Consider the following 17,364-nt stretch of genomic DNA (forward strand, 5'->3'; position numbering starts at 1 on the left):
GTTTGACAACCATACGCCGAAGGTCGGTTCGACAGGGAAGCCGGTGTTGGGAATACTGACGCAAGGTCATAACAAAACAGAACCAAGGGGAGTGCTGTATGACGGCTGTATCTGATGAACTGGTGCGCGTGCACACTGACAACGGTGTGGCCACGGTCACTCTGAACCAGCCTGAGCGACGTAACAGCCTTTCAATGGCACTGCTGGAAGCGCTTTCAGAGGTGCTTGAGCAGATTGCCGGGGACGGTAATGTGCGCGTGGTGGTACTTTCCGCGGCTGGCAAGGTGTTCTGTGCGGGGCACGATCTTCGGGAAATGCGGGATCAGTTCGACAGTCACGATTTCCAGCTGCGGCTGTTCCAGCAGTGCAGCAAGGTGATGCAGCAGATTGTGAACCTGCCCAAGCCGGTGATTGCCCGGGTTGCCGGTGTGGCGACGGCCGCTGGTTGTCAGCTGGTGGCCAGCTGCGATCTGGCGGTGGCTGAGAAGGGCGCCCGTTTTGCCACGCCCGGCGTGAACATTGGCCTTTTCTGCTCAACGCCTATGGTGGCCCTGTCCCGCAATGTCAGCCGCAAACACGCGATGGAGATGCTGCTGACCGGTGAGTTGATTGATGCGGCTCGAGCGGAACAGATTGGGCTGATTAACCGTGCAGTCGAGCCGGAAGCCCTGGATGAGACGGTGTACGTCATGGCCGCTACCATTGCCGGCAAATCCGGGCATACCCTGAAAATTGGTAAAGAGGCGTTCTACAAACAGCTGGAAATGCCGCTGGCCCAGGCCTATGACTACACGGCCAAGGTGATGGCGGAAAATATGCAGGCGAACGATGCCCAGGAAGGTATTTCTGCGTTTCTGGATAAGCGGGATCCGGACTGGCAGCACAGGTAATCAGCGATTGCAGGAGGTTGGCTGATCCCAGATCAGGCGGTCTCCGGCTTCAATTTGCCGGCTGCTGAAATAACCGGCGTTCATTTCCACGGCGTGCCAGTAGGAGGCGCCAGCGGGGTAGCTGGGACAATCGTTGCTGCGAGAGGATGCACAGGGGTGCATCTGGCGAATGCTGACGATAACGCCCTGGTTGTCCAGAAAGGCAATGTCCAGGGGCAGGAGAGTCTGGTACATCCAGAAGCCTTGCTCCGGGCTGCGCTCATAATCATAGCTGAACAGCATGCCGGCGTTTTCTGCCAGGGCTTCCCGGCCCATCAGGCCTTTCTGGCGGTCCTGGCTGTTGCTGGCCACTTCCAGCACCACCGGGTGTTGCGTTGTATCAGTGACGAAACAGGCCTGGGCCACCGGCAGGTGCGCGGAACCCTTGGCGTCTGCCGAGCCGCAACCTGCAAGCAGGGCGCTTAAAACCAGCAGGGAAAGATAGCGAGCGATCATGAGCGCAGACGGTAGCCGGTTTTGAAAATCCACCAGACGGCGGTCATGCACATGGTCAGGAATACCATGGTCATGCCCACACTGATGCCCACGTGCACATCAGAAACCCCATAGAAGGCCCAGCGGAACCCACTGATCAGGTACACCACCGGGTTGAACAGGCTGATGGTTTGCCAGATCTCGGGCAGCATGTCGATGGAATAGAAGGTGCCGCCCAGAAACACCAGTGGGGTCACAATCATCATCGGCACAATCTGCAGCTTCTCGAAGCCATCGGCCCATATGCCAATAATGAAGCCGAACAGACTGAAGGTCATGGCCGTGAGCACCAGAAACGAGAACATCCAGAACGGATGCAGAATCGAGTAGTCCACAAACAGCTTGGCGGTGGCCAGGATAATCAGGCCCAGTATCACGGCCTTGGTGGTGGCGGCACCCACATAACCCAGCACGATTTCCACGTAGGATACCGGGGCCGACAGCACCTCGTAGATGGTGCCGGAGAATTTCGGCATGTAGATGCCGAAGGAGGCGTTGGAGATGCTTTGCATCAGCAGTGACAGCATCACCAGGCCGGGAATGATGTAGGCGCCATAGCTGATGTTGTCGATGTCGCCCATGCGCGAGCCGATGGCCGAGCCAAACACCACAAAGTACAGGCAGGTGGAGATTACCGGCGAGAGCACGCTTTGCATGATCGTGCGTTTCATGCGCGCCATCTCGAATTTGTAGATTGCTTTTACACCGTAAAGATTCATTGTTCTCTCCGTGAGGACCGTTCGGGCGGGTGGTTACTCGTGCACCAGGCCCACGAATATCTCTTCCAGGGAACTCTCCCGGGTTTGCAGATCACGGTATTCAATGTCCAGATCGCCCAGGGTGCGAAGCAGTCGGGCCACGCCGGCTTGTTGTTGCTGAGAGTCGAAGGTATAGATCAGCTCGTAGCCGTCTTCCGAAAGTTCGATTGGCTCCAGGGTGAGTTCCCCGGGCAGCTTGTCCAGTTTTTGCTGTAGCTGCAGGCGCAGTTCTTTTTTGCCCAGCTTGGACATCAGGCGGTTTTTGTCTTCCACCAGAATGATCTCGCCCTGGCGGATAACGCCGATGCGGTCGGCCATTTCTTCCGCTTCTTCAATGTAGTGGGTGGTCAGAATGATGGTGGTGCCGTTCTCCCGGAGTTTGCGCACCATCTCCCACATATCCCGCCGCAGCTCCACATCCACCCCGGCAGTGGGTTCGTCCAGGAACAGGATGCGCGGTTCGTGGGACAGCGCCTTGGCAATCATCACCCGGCGTTTCATGCCGCCAGACAGCGACATGATCCGGTTGTTGCGCTTGTCCCAGAGGGACAGGTCTTTCAGGACTTTTTCGATATGAGCGGGCTTGGGCGCCTTGCCGAAGAGGCCGCGGCTGAAGGAGACCGCATCCCAGACGGTTTCAAAGGAGTCGGTATTGAGCTCCTGGGGCACCAGGCCGATGGCCTCTCGGGCTTTGCGGTATTGCTTGACGATGTCGTGGCCGGCGGCTTTCACCTCGCCATCGCTTTTGTTCACGATGCCGCAGATGATGGAGATCAGGGTGGTTTTGCCGGCACCGTTGGGGCCGAGCAGCGCGAAGATCTCGCCGGGGTAGATTTCCAGGTTAACGTCTTTGAGGGCCTGGAAGCCGTCTTCGTAGATCTTGTTCAGGTGCTTAACGGATATGTCCGGTTGCACGGGCGTGTCCTGTTCTGTTGGTGGTAGACCAGAAAGCCGCACATTTTCTCATGCTGGCAGCAGTTTAGAAACCTTTGCTATGTCGGGAATTATCCCCATAATGCCGGTTTAAGATCTGGTTGTGAGGCAGGGTATGGTACGAACCATCATGGTTCTGGGTTTAGTGTTGGCTGCAATTGTGGCGTTGGCGTTTGGCCCACAATGGCTGGAAACCGCCGGCACCGCTGAGGAACGGCCAGAATGCGACCTGCTTTCCCGTGCCTGCACCTGGGAGACCGACGAAGGCGCCTGGCGAGTGGAACTCAGCACGCTCGAAGAAGGCGATCAGGGCATGGAATACCGGCTGGCGATTACCGTACCGGAAGCGCCGGACCGCTTTCTGGCGGTACTGAGAGGGCAGTCCATGTATATGGGCGAATATCCGGTGCCCATGGAGCGTCAGGAGCCCCTGAGCTATCAGGCAACCTTTACGGCTCCGTTTTGCACTACGGGCGCGGAGATGATCTGGCGCATTGACCTGCAGGATGGCCAGAAAGTAATGGAAAATGTGCCCTGGGCACTGGTGTTCCGGGCTGAGAAATAGTTAAATCCCGTCAAATTTCGATGATTTCCAGGGAACAGTGATGGATTACGGGGAAAGTGTTCAGAAGGTGCTGTTGCGCAAAATCCGCAAGGCCGAGCAGGATCTCGTTCAGCTCAAGCTGGATTACTGCCGCTTCGTGTTTGGGCTGACCCACCGGGCTACCGTATCTGCCAATGGCCAGTCCTGGGTAGTGCGCGCTGTGGATGTGGAATCCATGGCTTACACCGATGATGGCGAATTCACCAAACCTGTAATTACCGGCACACCTGCCAACGATGAGGCCAGCCGGGAGACCGTTAACCTGGGCAGCGACTGGACTCTGGAAAGCGCTAAATAAACGCGTTACTGGTCACCGCCTCATAGAGGCTCGAGCTGGCAGGCACAAAATGGTTGGCCTGCCAGAATTCCGCACCTTCCAGCCCGGCACGGTAACACGCCATCAGTACGCTGCTACCGGTAAGCGTAGAAATGGCTTGCAGCGCCTCCGACTGCCGAATACCTGTCTTCCGGCTGACAATGCCCGCAACCATACCGGCCAACGCTTCTGAGTGGCGAACGGGTTTCGGGCTCAGGGCACAGCTGGCTCCGTAAAGCCAGGCAGCGGCATAAGTGCGCACCGCTTCTGGCGATTCTGACAGTACCAGCCCTTTCACCCGACAATCCCGCTCCTGCAGGCCAGCCAGTATGTGCAGCTGGGTGAACAGTTCTGTACGATCCGGCGTGCTCATGCCTTTGTAGCGACCGGCATCTTTGCCTGCACTGGCGATCCGGCGCGCCGGACTCCGGGAACTATCCGCTTGCGGATGGGCGCCTGCAGCGCCGGCCGGAACGAAGGATTCTGTCCGGGACAGGGTAATCATCCGTGCGGCTAACAGCGCCAGCAGGGCAATCAGCCCCAGTTCTGTCATTGTGACCAATCCATTGACCATCGTGATGTTCCTCTGAAAACGAAGCGACAAGCTGAGTAATCGGGATGATTGTAACGGTGTGTAACCAGCAGGGCAGCGGGCAAACCCGGAAAATGGCACTAAAGCCCGGTTTAGCTTCGAAAAATGTGATGGCAGTCCCAGGGGATCAGCAGGTGGGCATGGTCTGCAGGGCCAGTTTGCGGCGAATGAACCGGCCCAGGGCGTCGACACCAATGTTCAGCAGAGCGGTAATCAGGATCAGGACCATCGCACGATCAAACTGGATGTTCTGGATGGCGCTGTCGACGTAAAAGCCGAGGGTATAAATGCCAAGGATGCCCAGTATCGCCGTTTCGCGCATGATGATTTCCCAGCGGTAGAACAGGAATGCCAGGAATGAGCGGTAGATGCGAGGCACCAGTTCCCAGCTGTAGCGGGAAAAGCCCACCGGGGCGTCCGGGCGCAGGTGGATGGTGTTGGTCTGCCGGCCAATCAGGTGGCCAATAATGCCACCGTTATGCAGAGCCAGCGCCACCACCGCCGGCAGCATGGAAGGCCCCCACAGCTGCAGCAGAATGTAAGCAAGAATGTATTCCGGTGTGGACCGGGCGATCACCAGGAACACATGGCCGGAGGTGCGCCGCACAGGGCCACCGAAATGATTCGAGATCAGCGGGAACGCCAGCAGTGACAGAATGCCGGTGGCCACCAGCGCAATCTGGGTCAGTACCACCGTGTTCCAGATGCCTGGCAGCGCTTCCGTGACCATCACATCCGACAGCCAGGCCCAGATAGCCGCAAGCCCCTCGCCATCCCGGATGGGTGAAGGGATGATGTCCTGGGTGAAGAAACGCTCCACGTTGCCCCAGACAATGGGCAGGCCATCCCCCAGGAAAAACGGCGCCGCGAGAATGTAGAGCGGCAGCAGTTTCGGGCGAAGCCACAATGGCATGGTGGCGATCAGCACATAGAACAGAATCAGCATGGCGCCGGCATCTGAGTACAGCCCCTGGGAGAACGAGGATTCCAGGTAGAAGCCCAGCGTCGGTAGCCCCACAAAGCCCAGAATGGCAGAGGAACGCAGGCCACACTCCAGTCGGTAGGCCGTGTAGGTGCGCATCTGAACCCAGCAATCAGGGATACGGGCATACAGAAATGCGGCAATGGATGAGGTTCCCGGTGGCAGCAGACGGCCCGGTTCCTGGTCTGCCTCTTCCAGGATTTCCGAATAGACCTTGGCGAAGATGCCGGAATAGGGAATGGCAATGGCCAGCACACCGGTGAGCGGGTGGAAGCCGAAAAACTGAAGGAAGATCAGCGCCCAGAACAGCTCGTGGATGGCGCGGATAAAGGCGCAGAAGATTCGTACCGGCAGAAAACGGTACACCAGCGCCAGCAGGAAGCCGCAGATACTCCCGAGGGTCACGCCTACAAAGGCAAAAGCCACGGTCCGCAGCAGGGCGGTGAGTAAGCCTTCAGTGCTGAAGAAATTCGGTGTGGCGACGCCCAGAAAGAAGCGGCCGAGATCCTGCCAGGGGTTGGCAGTGGTAATGGCAATGTCCGCAACCAACAGCCCGAGCAGCGCAACGGCAAGAAAGATAAAGCTGGCTCGTACGGTCGGGTAGGCGAACATGCTGAGAGTCGGTGCCTGTCAGTAGAGAACGGAAATATCAGCGGCGGTCAGCTCGCTGGCCGGCTGGTCCAGAGCAATCTGGCCATCCTGAATACCGATGATGCGGGTGCAGTGCGCCAGCGCCATTTCGACATCGTGCAGCGCAACAATACTGGTGGTGAATTGATTGGTAAGCATGGTCATCACCTGCTGGGCCATTGGCCCGTCCAGGGCGGAAATGGGCTCATCCGCCAACAGCGTCGGTGCCTGCCGATAAAGCGCCCGCGCAATGGCCACCCGTTGCCGTTGCCCGCCAGACAATGCCGCCGCCGGAATCCAGAGTTTTTCCGGTATGCCCAGCTCGGTCAGTAGCGCCCGGATGGCGTCTTTGTCCCGCCGGAAGGGCCGGATCAGCGTGACGGTGTTGTACCAGGTGCCATGCTGGTCAAGTTGCCCCATAAACACATTGTGGAAGACGGGGAGCGCATTGACCAATCCCAGGCCCTGAGGCACCAGCGAAGCTTTGCCATCGAGCCGATCGTACAGCAGGCGAATTAGAGTGGATTTGCCGGCACCACTCTTGCCCACCAGGCCAACGTGTTCGCCTTCGTTGATTCGGAAGGAGAGCGGGCCGATAACCCGCTCTCCGTCGAAACTGGCAGTCAGGCCATTGAAATCAAAGCCTGACATCAATCGAGAATTCCGATGTTTTCCGCTGTCGCACGAATGGGCTCGTAGTCGTCATTGGATGCCGGAATGAAGCCTGAGCGGGGGAAGCTCTCCAGCAAGGCGGAATCGTCCAGGTTCAGCAGGGCTTCGGTCACCTTTTGCTTGAAGCCATCGCCGAAACGCTCGTCGACATCGCCGCGGATGGTCCACTGGTAATCCGGGTAGGTGGGGGTTTTCCAGATTACCTGAACGGCGTCGGTATCGATGTTGCCGTTTTCCAGTTCTTTTTCCCAAACCTGGAAGTTCAGGGCGCCCACTTCATAGGTTCCGGCCTCGACCAGGCGCAGAGTGCGGGTATGGTTGCCACTGAAGCCAACGCGGGAGAACAGGGAATCCGGCGCTTCGTTGAAGACATCCCGAATGTAGAATTCCGGCATCAGGCGGCCCGAGGTAGAGCCTTTGGAGCCAAAGGTAAAGGTTTTGCCGCGCAGCTCGTCTTCCAGCTCATCCAGGCTGTCGGCCGGCTGGATTCCAGTGCTGGTGTTGGCGATGAAGTAGGTCTCGAAGGCTTCATCTTCAACCCCCTGGGCAATAGCTTCGGAACCCGGAACCAGTCGGCGGGCCTGAACGCCAGACAAACCACCAAACCACGCCAGTTGTACCTGGTTATTGCGGAAGGCGGAGACCGCAGCGGCGTAGGATTTCACCGGAATGTAACGAACCTCAACATCCAGCTGCTCCTGAAGATAGTCAGCCACGCCACGAAAGCGCTCGACCAGTTTGGTTTCATCTTCATCCGGAATGGCGGTGAACACGAAAGTGTCTGCCTGAACGGTGGTTGCGGCTGCCAGGGAGAGCAAGCCCGTCGCCAGCCATTTTCTGAGGTTGCTGATTGCCATAATGAATCATTCCTTTGCGAGGTGGGGTTTGGTGAAAAACGTTGCCATGTACTTGAAAACCCAGTCAGGATACCGTGATTTCTATCAAGTCTGAACCGGTATACGAGGGAAGGCTTTACCTGGCGCAATGCCACATGCAGAATTTTTCAAAATCATAACAAGTGGGTGTCATGCGACTGACCATAGTAACTCCGGCCGGCCCGGACTCGAAAGCGGGCAATCGGGCCACCGCGCTGCGCTGGCAAAATCTTCTGGAATCGGCAGGTCATCAGGTGGAAGTGGTCACGCAATACGAGGGCCAGGAACCAGACTGCCTGATAGCCCTGCACGCCTGGCGAAGCGCTGAAGCCGTTAAGCAGTACCGGCAGGCGTGGCCGGAGAAACCCTTGATTGTGGTGTTGACTGGCACCGATATTTACCGCTTTCAGCACGAGTTTCCAGACATCACTCGGGCCTCCATGGACGCCGCCGATTTGTTGATTGGCCTGCATGACCTGGTGGCGGAGGATATTCCCGAACGCTACCACGACAAATTGCTGTGCCTGCGCCAATCCGCGCCCAAACCGTCAGTCGCTGGCAGTGCCCGGGCAGAGCGGGACCAATTCCACGTTTGCGTGATTGGCCATCTGCGTGATGAAAAGGATTCTTTGCGTGCAGCCTGGGCCTGCTACCACCTGCCGGAGGATTCCCGCGTCGTGGTTTCCTGCGCCGGCAAGGCCCACAATGAGGCCTGGCGAGAAAAGGCACTGGAAGAGAGCCGGTCCAACCCTCGGTTTCATTATCTGGGTGAGCTGGACAAGCCAAAACTGGAACACCTGATGGCCGTAAGCAATCTTATGGTGATCAGTTCAGTTATGGAGGGCGGGGCGAATGTGGTGTCGGAAGCCTGCCGGGCGGGTTTGCCAATTCTGGCGTCGGACATTCCCGGCAACCGTGGTTTGCTGGGCGATGACTATCCTGGCTATTTCCCGGTCAAAGACGATGAGGCTCTGGCGAGGCTGATGTTGCGTGCGGAAACTGACGTGGAATTTCTTGCGGAATTGCGGGCGAAGGTAACCGCTCTTGCGTCTACGTTTACCCCGGAGCGCGAACTGGAAAGCCTGGAACAGGCTCTGGCCAGATGTAAAAAAGGGTAGGCGCCAGGCCTACCCTTATTCTTACTTGGCTGCTTAGCTATCGAGATAGGTTTCAGAGCACCTTTTTCGCTTCGGCAGACAGTTCACTGAACCCTTTCAGGCTCTTGAATGCCTCCAGTTTCTGCTTGTCAGCATCACTGGGATTGGCAATCTGCTCAATGGAGGTAATACCAGCCTCTTTCATTTTCTTCGCGGTTGCCGGGCCAATGCCCTTCACACGAGTAAGATCAGACTTGTCTACCGGCTTGGCCGCTTTCTTCGGAGCTGCGGTTTTGGGCTTGGCGGTGCTCGCTTTCTTCGCGGCGGGCTTGGCAGCGGTGGTTTTCTTCGCCGGAGCTGCTTTTTTGGTGCCACTGGCCTTCTTGGTTGACGCGCTGGGCTTGGAAGCGGACTTGCCACTTTCCTTGGACGCGATACCCAGGCGCTCCAGCAACGCCGACTGCAGTTCATGGAACTCGTTCATGCGGCGTTCAAATTCGTCGTTAAAGCGCTTCATTTCACGATCACGCAGCTCATCCATGTCTTTCAGGAGCTTGCGTACTGGCTCCTGAACCTGGTTCTGCAGGTTGTCGAACTGCTTCAGTGCGTCGTTAATCAGCCCTTCGATCTGGGCGGATGTTTTCTCGAACTCTTTGTTTACTTTCTTGACGATCTTATCAACGCTTGGCTTGGCTTTCTTTGCCATGGAGTGTCTCCTTACGGAAGGGAAGTGCGGGTGAAGTGAACGGGCATCAGGCCATTTGTCGCATACCGGAAGCGGGGCTCGACCCACGCCGGGATTTCAGGCTCTGTTTCTTGAGAACAACTTCTCTTATGCGCCGCAGTTTGTCAGAGAGCGGCGATTCGTCTCGAGCGTTTAGCTCAACAAAATCAAGTGAGTAGAAGAAGTTGCTACAGTGTTTTCTCTTTTCGGTAACCAGGCCGGTCAGGCCTTCGGCACGGATTTCTTCAAACGGCATATCCATAACAAGGTCGACAACCACGGTATCCCCGGGTTCAAACAGCTTGTCCGTTTTCATCACGCAGCCGTAACTGTCGAGTTCATAAAGTCGCGCTTCCACGGTTTCCTTGCGAAAAATGCCGTGTCGGATTCGGAAACGCGCGACCAGGTCCGGTAGTTCTTCGTTCATGGAACGCTTGCTCTGCTATTGAGGTCGGCCAGATATATACTGAACATTAATTAAACAATAGACGGGCCAGAAACTTTTGGCAATGCCGTCAGCTATCTACCGCAGCCCGTTCATGGAAATAATCAGGATTTGGCCCCCTGTGCGGGGCCAAATCTGCCCATTACCGGGTTTTCAGCTCGTAAAGGTCAACACGTCGATCTTTCAGATTGGTGACAGAACCTTCGTTTCTGACCAGTTTGAGCTTTTCCAGATCCATGTCTGAAAACATGATCATTTCGGTGTTCGGTGTAGTTTCTGCCATCACTGCATCATGTGGAAATGCGAAATCCGACGGCGAGAATACCGAAGACTGGGCGTACTGAACATCCAGGTTTTCCACTTTCGGCAGGTTGCCCACGCTGCCGGTAATCACCACGTAGCACTCGTTTTCTATGGCCCGGGCCTGGGCACAATGGCGCACGCGCAAATAGCCGTTCTTGGTATCGGTCCAGAAGGGGACACAGATAATGTCCACATCCTGACTGGCGGCGATACGGCCCAGTTCCGGAAACTCAATGTCGTAGCAGATCATGATGGCGACACGACCGGCATCGGTATCGAATACCTGAAATTTATCACCACCCTCAATAACCCAGTCGCGACGTTCGTGAGGGGTAATGTGGACCTTGCGCTGCTCGTCTACACGACCGTCACGGTGGCACAGGTATGAGACGTTGTAGACCCGGTCATCTTCAATCAGCGGCATGGAGCCGGTGATAATGTTGATGTTGTAACTGACGGCCATTTCCGACATTTCGTTGCGGAACTGTTCGGTAAAGCCGGCGAGGAACCGAATGGCACGGGTCTGATCCATCTGGTCGGTCAGCCCCATCAGCGGCGCGTTGAAAAATTCCGGGAACAGGGCAAAGTCGCTTTTATAATCCGACAGTGCGTCCACGAAGTACTCAACCTGCTTAAGCACTTCCTCCACCGAGGTGAATTCCCGCATCTGCCACTGCACCGCCCCCATGCGCACCTGGGTTTTTTTGACGTTGAGTACCGATGAGGGGGGCGTATAGAGAATGTTTCTCCATTCCAGCAACGTCGCATATCCGAGGGATTTCTGGTCCTCCGGCAGGTATTTGTGCATCAGCCGGGTAACCTGGAAATCGTTGGAAAGCTGGAACGTCAGGATCGGGTCGTAGATTTCCTTGCGATCAACGCGCTGAATGTATTCTTCCGGAGTGTATTGCTCAGCGTACTTGAAGTAGCTTGGAATCCGCCCGCCGGCGAGGATGGCCCGCAGGTTCATGGAACGACAGAGCTCTTTTCGTGCTTCATACAAGCGACGCCCCAGTCGATAGCCCCGGTATTCGGGGTCTATAAACACATCCAGGCCGTAAAGCGAATCGCCGTTGGGGTTGTGCCAGATTTTTTCGTTACGCAGAATCAGGTCGTCGTAGGCGTGAGGGTTGCTGAATCTTTCGTATTTCACGCATACCGTGAGCGCCACCGCCACCAACTGGCCGTTGTCTTCGATACAGATCTGGCCATCCGGGAACTGTTCTACCAGCGCCTTGATGGTGTCTTTTGGCCACGCGCCACCAATGTCGTCGTAAACCCGATCCATCAACTCTTGCAACTGGCCGTAGTCATCAAGGGTCAGGTTACGCAGATTCAGGTGGAGCTCTTCATGGGCCATAGGGTTCTCCCTGTCGTGTCTGGCGAATGTGCTGTGATCTCAGCATTCTAGCAAAGAGTGTTCAAGACTTCGCAGGATCTGCCGTTAGTGAGTATGTTTCGACTACACTAAATGATAAATGCAATTTGTTTTTGACCCTGATTGGAGGCCGTCAGCTTGAACCTATCATTCGCCCAGAAATTGCTGATCGCAATTGGCTCCCTGATCGTGTTGATTATGGGCGCCCTGACAATTTCCAACGATATTCGGCTCCGCTCAACGACTGATCGCTACGTTAGCGCGCTGATGAGCGATGCAGTGGCCCAGAGTACGTCGAGTATTGCCGATTGGCTCAATACGCGCCTGGATATGGCGGAAGCGACGGCGAAGGCGCTGGAACGGACTCGCAACGACGATAACGCCCGCGTTCTTATGGAAGCCATGACCGAAGGTGGCAACATCAAGGACGTGTACGCCGGCACCGAAGATGGCCGCATGCTGATGCGAAGTGCCGAAGTAGAGGCCACGCTTCCACCCGATTATGACCCCCGGGTACGCCCCTGGTACCAGAAAGCCCAGCGTTTGGGGCAGGCGTCGTTTACCGATCCGTACCTGGACGCAACCTCGGACGAGACCATTATTTCCGCCATGGCGCCAATCAAGCGGGGCAATTATGTTGGCGTGGCCGGTATGGATATCAGTCTCAACACAATCGATCAGATGCTATCGACCATTACCCTGGCAGAGACGGGCTATGCGGCGTTAATTAACAATTCCGGCACGGTCCTGTTTCACCCCAACAGCGAGATTGTTGGCAAGAACATCAGCGGCATGATCGGTCAGCAGCCGGTTCTGGACGGTTCTCTGCAGGGATTTGAGAGCGAGGGTGCCGAGTGGAGTGTCAGCTTTCACCCCATCAGCGAAGCCCGGGCCGTGGACTGGTACCTAGCTACGTTCGTGAATGAAAACCTGATCAGTGCTCCCATCGTCGAGGCTCGGACTATGGGCCTGATCATCGCCGGGGTAGGGCTGATTGTTGCGCTTGTCTTGCTCTACTTTGCGATTAGCTTCCTTCTTGCGCCGGTTCGCAGGCTTAATGGCGCCATGTCTCGCATCGCTTCCGGAGATGCGGATCTTACCAAGCGTCTTGATGACTCTGCGTCTGATGAGTTTGGGCAGTTGGCGCGCAGCTTCAATAGCTTTGTTGAGAACATCCAGCAGGTTGTAAAAGAAGTAAAAGAGGGCAGCGACGAACTGGAGGAGAACGTAAAGTCGCTCCGACAGACGTCCAGCGACAGTCGCTCCAGTGTTGAAAACCAGCAGCATGAGATCGATATGATCGCGACGGCAATTAACGAAATGTCCGCGGCGGCGGGTGAGATTGCCCAGAATGCCCAGCAAACTGCGGAAGCCGCAGAGAATGCAGACCAGGAAAGCCGGGGTTCCCTGGAGACCGTCACCGCCTCGCGGGATGCGGTGCAGAAGCTGGTGGGTGAGATAAACGCCGCCGCCGAGGTTATCGACACCCTTGGTAAGGATGTTTCGTCGATTACGACTGTACTTGAAGTCATTCAGGGCATTGCGGAACAAACCAATCTGCTGGCACTGAACGCGGCCATTGAAGCGGCGCGGGCAGGGGATGCGGGACGCGGATTTGCGGTGGTGGCCGATGAGGTTCGGAATCTCGCTCAGCGTACCCAGTCTTCCACCGAAGAAATCAACAACATGATCGAGCGGCTGCAGAAAGGCGCCAACGATGCGGTAGACGTTATGAAAGCCTCTACGGCGGTATCCAACGTGAGTATGGAAAAAGCGCAGGATGCGATGGAGTCTCTGAACCGGATTGTGGAGGCGATTACCGCCATCAGTCAGATGACCTCACAGATCGCCACGGCCTCCGAGGAGCAGACATCGGTGACCGAAGAGTTGAATGCGTCCATCACCCGCATTGCTGACCAGGGCCAGGAAGCGGCCAAGGCGGCCAGCGAGAACGATGTTTACAGTGGCCACATCGAGACTATCGGCAGTGTGCTGAATGACAAGGTAACCCGTTTCCGGGTGTAATTCGTGGCGGCCAGGGATGGCCCGCTAGTCTCCGACACTCAGTAGCTCAACGCGGCGCTCCAGGTTTTCCAGGGTTCGACGCCCGACATATCTGGATTCTTCACTAAGATACGGATTCTCCAACGTGATTACTGTGCGCCGTTCAAGGCCCAGTGATGATACCGCTCTGCCAAACCAGTTTTTCAGATACACCGCGAAGCTGCCGTCCAGGATCGCTCGCTCCAGACCCAGTTGCAGGCGTTGCGCGGTTTCGTGATCGTCCGGGGCCACAAAAAGGTAGGATGGCATGGCGTAGGCCAGCAGGATGTTTGGCTCGATTACCAGGTCGTCGGCTTTGTTATGTTCGAGGTCGAACAGCACTTCGCTCACACCGCGGGCGTAACAGTCGAAGCGTTTATTGCGAAGCATACCAAAGAGTATTTCATAGCGGGTGTGGGTGATCACGGTAATGCCGTTAGCTTCGAGAATCGGGGTGTCTGGCCAGTGTGCGCCCTGGCCAATACGGATATCTCGCTGGCGCAGGTCGTCCAGGCTGGATACCCCCTCAAACAGACTGAGCTGTTCCGGCAACACCAGGCATACCCTGAATCCGAGCAGTCCGCCGTCCACAGGTACCGGAATGGCGTTCAGAAATGTTTCCCGCTCTTCTGATGTCGCCACGTTCGCAATATCCAGAATCCGGCTCTGAGGGTTAGCCAGTTCCCGAAGGGCGCGCCCCTGGCTTATTTCTTCACTGCGGATAATCTGGAACTCACCGTACTCCGAGGTTTTGCGCAATGCGAGTTCAACCAGATTGCGAATCGCCGGGTTATCGTAGTTGCGATACCAGAGTATGTAGTCTCGTGTGGGAGCCGATTTGGATTCGGATTCGGACGCAGCCGTTGGCTGAACGTGAATGCACGCCGCAAGCGCCAGAACGTGAATGCACGCCGCAAGCGCCAGAACTGGCCAGAGGCGCGTTATCATTTTATTGAATGTGTACAACTGCGTGCCCTTTCCCTGTTATCCGGCTGCAAGCAACGGTAACGTTACAGACATTGGCTACAGCTTAGATCAGAAAGCATTATTCGAAACGTACAGGTTTCAAAAAAACTGTAAAAGATTCTTGAAGTAGCCGTATCTGACTGTAAAGATCGCCTTTTCTGTACTTCAGGATATGGCTTTATGGCTCTTATTGATTCTCTGATTGGCACCGCCGGCCAATGGGTAAGCTCCAGTGACCCCAAGGCGACGCTGCTGCAACCGCTGGAATGGCTCAAGAAGACCGGCAGTTATGCCGCGGTTAACCGCATTATTGGTATGGCGATACCGTTCGCGCCACGTAATCACTTCAGCGTTGAGGAGCTTCGCCCGGGCTACGTCAAAGCCCGCGTGCGCCTCAAGGGCAATAAAAACCACTTTGGTAGCCTGTATGCTGGCGCCTATTTCCTGGTGGCGGAGATTCCCGGTGGGGTGTTGACCCTCTTCGACCTTGGCCCTGCCTATACGCCAATTCTGAAGGAAATGACACTGGAGTTTCTGCAGCCGGCCAATTCAGATGTGACCGTGGAATTTGAACTACCACTTGAGGCGGTGGCTGCCATCCTTGCCGATGCAGACGCCACCGGTAGGGCTAAATTTACTCTGGAAGGCATTCTGAGAGATGAAGAAGGCAACCACGTTGCCACCTCCATCGCCCATTACCGGGTGCGCAAGAAGGGGTTCAAGCCTCAGGATTGATAGAGCGTAGCGCCTGCAGGAAAACATCGCCATACTTTTCCAGCTTGGCGGCGCCCACGCCGCTGACCTCGGCCAGCTCCTCCAGGGTGGAAGGGCGGCGTTCAAGCATGTCGAACAGGGTTGTGTCGTGGAAGATCACGTAGGGCGGCACGCCCTGCTTGTCCGCCAGCTCTTTGCGGCAGGCCCGCAACGCATCCCACCCGGCGTGGTCGGTAATCTGGTCCCGCACGTTCTGGCCGCTCCGGCGGCTCGTTGATGACTTACCACCAGCGGTGTTGCGGGCAACCGGGTCTTTCCGGAGTTCAATCGCCTGTGCGCCCTTGAGCAGGGGGCGGCAGCGCTCGGTTAGCTGAAGCGCGCCATAGCCCTCAGGGTCTGCCCGCAGGTAGCCGTTCGCCACCAGTTGCCGGAATACCGACTTCCATTCGTTCGCTGACAGTTCCTGACCGATGCCATAGGTGGTGATCGCCTGGTGGCCGGATTGCAGGATTCGTTCATTCTCTGACCCGCGAAGTACATCAATGACGTAGTTAACGCCAAAACGCTGGCCGGTGCGGTACACGCAGGAGAGGGCCTTCTGCACCGCCACCGTGCCATCCCAGGTTTCCGGAGGGTTCAGGCAGGTATCGCAGTTTCCGCAGGGAGTCTCCAGATTGTCTCCGAAATAATGCAACAACACTTGTCGCCGGCACTGGGTCACTTCGCACAGCCCAAGCATGGCATCCAGTTTCTGTCGCTCAACCCGCTTGAACTGATCGTTACCCTGAGAGGCCTCCAGCATCTGCCGGAGTTTGATGACATCCTGCAGGCCATACACCATCCACGCGGTGGACGGCTTGCCATCCCGGCCCGCCCGGCCCGTTTCCTGGTAATAGGCTTCCAGGCTTTTGGGGAGGTCCATATGGGCGACAAAACGCACATCAGGTTTATCGATGCCCATGCCAAAGGCAATGGTTGCCACCACAATAACGCCGTCTTCCCTGAGAAAGCGCTCCTGATTGCGGGCGCGGTCTTCGGCGCTCAGCCCGGCATGGTAGGGCAGTGCGGTATAGCCCTTGCTGCTCAGTAATCGGGCGGTGGCATCGACCTTGTTTCGGGACAAGCAATAGACAATACCGCAATCACCTTCATGCTCTGCTTTAATAAAATCCAACAACTGTTTGTTTGCGTTGGTCTTTGGTGTAATCCGATACTGAATGTTCGGGCGATCAAAGCCACTGATGAAATGCCGGGCCTTTGTCAGCGACAGCCGTTCAGCAATCTCTTTTCGCGTGCGCTCATCAGCGGTCGCTGTCAGTGCGATACGGGGGATGCCGGGAAATTCCTGGGCCAGCATGCTCAGTTGAAGGTAGTCGGACCGGAAATCGTGCCCCCACTGGGAGACGCAGTGAGCCTCGTCTATGGCAAACAACGACAGGGAGGCGTTATGCAGCAGCTCAATGGTTCGCGGCTGAATCAGCCGTTCCGGCGCGCAATAGAGCAGGTCCAGCTCGCCGGTCGCCAGGGCGTATTCGGTGGCACGGGCCTGTTCGAAATCCATGGTGGAATTCAGGAACGCCGCTCTCACTCCAAGCTCGCGTAGCGCCGCCACCTGATCCTGCATAAGCGCGATCAGCGGTGAGATTACAATGGCGGTGCCGGGCCGGACCAGAGCGGGCACCTGGTAACACAGGGATTTACCGCCCCCGGTGGGCATCAATACAAGGGCATCACCGCCGTTGACCACTTCCCGGACAATATCCCCCTGCAGGGGCCGAAAACTCTCGTAACCAAAGACCTCGTGCAGAACCTGCTCCGGATTTCGGCCCGCAGCGGTGGGTGGTTCAGTGGCGAGTTGGTCGAAGTCCTGGTCCATGTACATTCAGTGGTCGGCCCGTGGCGGAGTGA

The 17,364-nt window shown here is 56.6% G+C and carries 18 protein-coding genes; 6 read left to right on the forward strand and 12 right to left on the reverse strand.

Translation table 11 applies throughout. The features are described from left to right. Positions 1 to 98: 98 nt before the first annotated feature. Positions 99 to 890 carry an enoyl-CoA hydratase gene (locus JIF53_RS01625; RefSeq protein WP_199451688.1) on the forward strand — a complete coding sequence of 264 codons (792 nt, stop codon included), beginning with the start codon at positions 99 to 101 and terminating at the stop codon, positions 888 to 890. Here the strand turns inward: JIF53_RS01625 and JIF53_RS01630 are convergent, their stop codons facing one another. The 3 genes from JIF53_RS01630 to JIF53_RS01640 are packed head-to-tail and all read right to left on the reverse strand — an operon-like array spanning position 891 to position 3,097. Beyond that, entirely contained in the window at positions 891 to 1,385 is a 495-nt protein-coding gene (locus JIF53_RS01630; RefSeq protein WP_199451689.1) for a DUF192 domain-containing protein, read from the reverse strand. It abuts the gene before it with no gap. Then, a complete protein-coding gene (locus JIF53_RS01635; RefSeq protein WP_153740053.1) occupies positions 1,382 to 2,143 on the reverse strand; it encodes an ABC transporter permease in 762 nt (253 codons plus the stop codon). Before JIF53_RS01635 ends, JIF53_RS01630 begins: the two co-directional genes overlap by 4 nt. 33 nt (positions 2,144 to 2,176) lie before the next feature. After that, positions 2,177 to 3,097 (reverse strand): ABC transporter ATP-binding protein, encoded by a 921-nt coding sequence (locus tag JIF53_RS01640; RefSeq protein WP_011784939.1) that lies wholly within the window; start codon positions 3,095 to 3,097, stop codon positions 2,177 to 2,179. 133 nt (positions 3,098 to 3,230) lie between these two features. Here JIF53_RS01640 and JIF53_RS01645 point away from each other — a divergent pair, with 133 nt between their 5' ends. Continuing rightward, entirely contained in the window at positions 3,231 to 3,680 is a 450-nt protein-coding gene (locus JIF53_RS01645) for a hypothetical protein (RefSeq protein WP_199451690.1), read from the forward strand. 40 nt (positions 3,681 to 3,720) lie between these two features. After that, positions 3,721 to 4,017: a hypothetical protein gene (locus JIF53_RS01650; RefSeq protein WP_199451691.1), complete on the forward strand. Its 297-nt coding sequence runs from the start codon at positions 3,721 to 3,723 to the stop codon at positions 4,015 to 4,017. Here JIF53_RS01650 and JIF53_RS01655 read toward each other — a convergent pair. The 4 genes from JIF53_RS01655 to JIF53_RS01670 form a co-directional block, all read right to left on the reverse strand. Beyond that, positions 4,010 to 4,609, reverse strand: coding sequence for a hypothetical protein (locus JIF53_RS01655; RefSeq protein WP_199451692.1), 600 nt, complete (start codon positions 4,607 to 4,609; stop codon positions 4,010 to 4,012). The genes JIF53_RS01650 and JIF53_RS01655 overlap by 8 nt on opposite strands. Positions 4,610 to 4,754: 145 nt before the next feature. After that, positions 4,755 to 6,221, reverse strand: coding sequence for a PhnE/PtxC family ABC transporter permease (locus JIF53_RS01660; RefSeq protein ID WP_199451693.1), 1,467 nt, complete (start codon positions 6,219 to 6,221; stop codon positions 4,755 to 4,757). 18 nt (positions 6,222 to 6,239) lie between these two features. Next, complete coding sequence (locus JIF53_RS01665) at positions 6,240 to 6,890, reverse strand: phosphonate ABC transporter ATP-binding protein (protein WP_023010189.1); 651 nt, start codon at positions 6,888 to 6,890, stop codon at positions 6,240 to 6,242. After that, complete coding sequence (locus JIF53_RS01670; protein WP_199451694.1) at positions 6,890 to 7,768, reverse strand: putative selenate ABC transporter substrate-binding protein; 879 nt, start codon at positions 7,766 to 7,768, stop codon at positions 6,890 to 6,892. The genes JIF53_RS01665 and JIF53_RS01670 overlap by 1 nt, the downstream gene beginning before the upstream one ends. 170 nt (positions 7,769 to 7,938) lie before the next feature. On the opposite strand from JIF53_RS01670, the gene senB reads away from it, so the two are divergent. Continuing rightward, complete coding sequence (gene senB, locus JIF53_RS01675; protein WP_153740057.1) at positions 7,939 to 8,904, forward strand: selenoneine biosynthesis selenosugar synthase SenB; 966 nt, start codon at positions 7,939 to 7,941, stop codon at positions 8,902 to 8,904. A 52-nt stretch (positions 8,905 to 8,956) separates the two neighbouring features. On the opposite strand, the gene JIF53_RS01680 is transcribed toward senB, so the two are convergent. The 3 genes from JIF53_RS01680 to JIF53_RS01690 all read right to left on the reverse strand — a co-directional run bounded on the left by JIF53_RS01680 (position 8,957) and on the right by JIF53_RS01690 (position 11,715). Continuing rightward, positions 8,957 to 9,589: a helix-hairpin-helix domain-containing protein gene (locus JIF53_RS01680; RefSeq protein ID WP_199451695.1), complete on the reverse strand. Its 633-nt coding sequence runs from the start codon at positions 9,587 to 9,589 to the stop codon at positions 8,957 to 8,959. 46 nt (positions 9,590 to 9,635) lie between these two features. After that, the gene (locus tag JIF53_RS01685; protein ID WP_199451696.1) at positions 9,636 to 10,034 is read right to left on the reverse strand and encodes a hypothetical protein; all 399 of its coding nucleotides are present in this window, start codon (positions 10,032 to 10,034) and stop codon (positions 9,636 to 9,638) included. 160 nt (positions 10,035 to 10,194) lie between these two features. Further along, complete coding sequence (locus JIF53_RS01690) at positions 10,195 to 11,715, reverse strand: bifunctional GNAT family N-acetyltransferase/carbon-nitrogen hydrolase family protein (protein ID WP_199451697.1); 1,521 nt, start codon at positions 11,713 to 11,715, stop codon at positions 10,195 to 10,197. Positions 11,716 to 11,871: 156 nt separating this feature from the next. Here JIF53_RS01690 and JIF53_RS01695 point away from each other — a divergent pair, with 156 nt between their 5' ends. Further along, on the forward strand, positions 11,872 to 13,758 hold the full coding sequence (locus tag JIF53_RS01695; RefSeq protein WP_014421464.1) for a methyl-accepting chemotaxis protein: 1,887 nt from the start codon (positions 11,872 to 11,874) through the stop codon (positions 13,756 to 13,758). 24 nt (positions 13,759 to 13,782) lie between these two features. Here the strand turns inward: JIF53_RS01695 and JIF53_RS01700 are convergent, their stop codons facing one another. Continuing rightward, complete coding sequence (locus JIF53_RS01700) at positions 13,783 to 14,724, reverse strand: transporter substrate-binding domain-containing protein (protein WP_199451698.1); 942 nt, start codon at positions 14,722 to 14,724, stop codon at positions 13,783 to 13,785. A 198-nt stretch (positions 14,725 to 14,922) separates the two neighbouring features. On the opposite strand from JIF53_RS01700, the gene JIF53_RS01705 reads away from it, so the two are divergent. Further along, on the forward strand, positions 14,923 to 15,477 hold the full coding sequence (locus tag JIF53_RS01705; RefSeq protein ID WP_199451699.1) for a PaaI family thioesterase: 555 nt from the start codon (positions 14,923 to 14,925) through the stop codon (positions 15,475 to 15,477). Here the strand turns inward: JIF53_RS01705 and recQ are convergent. Beyond that, entirely contained in the window at positions 15,461 to 17,338 is a 1,878-nt protein-coding gene (gene recQ / locus JIF53_RS01710; RefSeq protein WP_199451700.1) for a DNA helicase RecQ, read from the reverse strand. The two genes, JIF53_RS01705 and recQ, sit on opposite strands and share 17 nt — an antisense overlap. Positions 17,339 to 17,364 lie beyond the last annotated feature (26 nt).

This window comes from Marinobacter sp. bablab_jr008 (assembly GCF_016464145.1).
Lineage (GTDB): Bacteria > Pseudomonadota > Gammaproteobacteria > Pseudomonadales > Oleiphilaceae > Marinobacter > Marinobacter nauticus.

Excerpts from the sequence above, each read along its gene's own strand:
- JIF53_RS01690 (WP_199451697.1), bottom strand. The coding sequence starts at position 11,715 with ATGGCCCATGAAGAGCTCCACCTGAATCTGCGTAACCTGACCCTTGAT.
- JIF53_RS01670 (WP_199451694.1), bottom strand. The coding sequence starts at position 7,768 with ATGGCAATCAGCAACCTCAGAAAATGGCTGGCGACGGGCTTGCTCTCC.
- JIF53_RS01660 (WP_199451693.1), bottom strand. The coding sequence starts at position 6,221 with ATGTTCGCCTACCCGACCGTACGAGCCAGCTTTATCTTTCTTGCCGTT.
- senB (WP_153740057.1), top strand. The coding sequence starts at position 7,939 with ATGCGACTGACCATAGTAACTCCGGCCGGCCCGGACTCGAAAGCGGGC.
- recQ (WP_199451700.1), bottom strand. The coding sequence starts at position 17,338 with ATGTACATGGACCAGGACTTCGACCAACTCGCCACTGAACCACCCACC.
- JIF53_RS01630 (WP_199451689.1), bottom strand. The coding sequence starts at position 1,385 with ATGATCGCTCGCTATCTTTCCCTGCTGGTTTTAAGCGCCCTGCTTGCA.
- JIF53_RS01655 (WP_199451692.1), bottom strand. The coding sequence starts at position 4,609 with ATGGTCAATGGATTGGTCACAATGACAGAACTGGGGCTGATTGCCCTG.
- JIF53_RS01665 (WP_023010189.1), bottom strand. The coding sequence starts at position 6,890 with ATGTCAGGCTTTGATTTCAATGGCCTGACTGCCAGTTTCGACGGAGAG.
- JIF53_RS01645 (WP_199451690.1), top strand. The coding sequence starts at position 3,231 with ATGGTACGAACCATCATGGTTCTGGGTTTAGTGTTGGCTGCAATTGTG.
- JIF53_RS01685 (WP_199451696.1), bottom strand. The coding sequence starts at position 10,034 with ATGAACGAAGAACTACCGGACCTGGTCGCGCGTTTCCGAATCCGACAC.
- JIF53_RS01700 (WP_199451698.1), bottom strand. The coding sequence starts at position 14,724 with ATGATAACGCGCCTCTGGCCAGTTCTGGCGCTTGCGGCGTGCATTCAC.
- JIF53_RS01635 (WP_153740053.1), bottom strand. The coding sequence starts at position 2,143 with ATGAATCTTTACGGTGTAAAAGCAATCTACAAATTCGAGATGGCGCGC.
- JIF53_RS01625 (WP_199451688.1), top strand. The coding sequence starts at position 99 with ATGACGGCTGTATCTGATGAACTGGTGCGCGTGCACACTGACAACGGT.
- JIF53_RS01705 (WP_199451699.1), top strand. The coding sequence starts at position 14,923 with ATGGCTCTTATTGATTCTCTGATTGGCACCGCCGGCCAATGGGTAAGC.
- JIF53_RS01680 (WP_199451695.1), bottom strand. The coding sequence starts at position 9,589 with ATGGCAAAGAAAGCCAAGCCAAGCGTTGATAAGATCGTCAAGAAAGTA.
- JIF53_RS01650 (WP_199451691.1), top strand. The coding sequence starts at position 3,721 with ATGGATTACGGGGAAAGTGTTCAGAAGGTGCTGTTGCGCAAAATCCGC.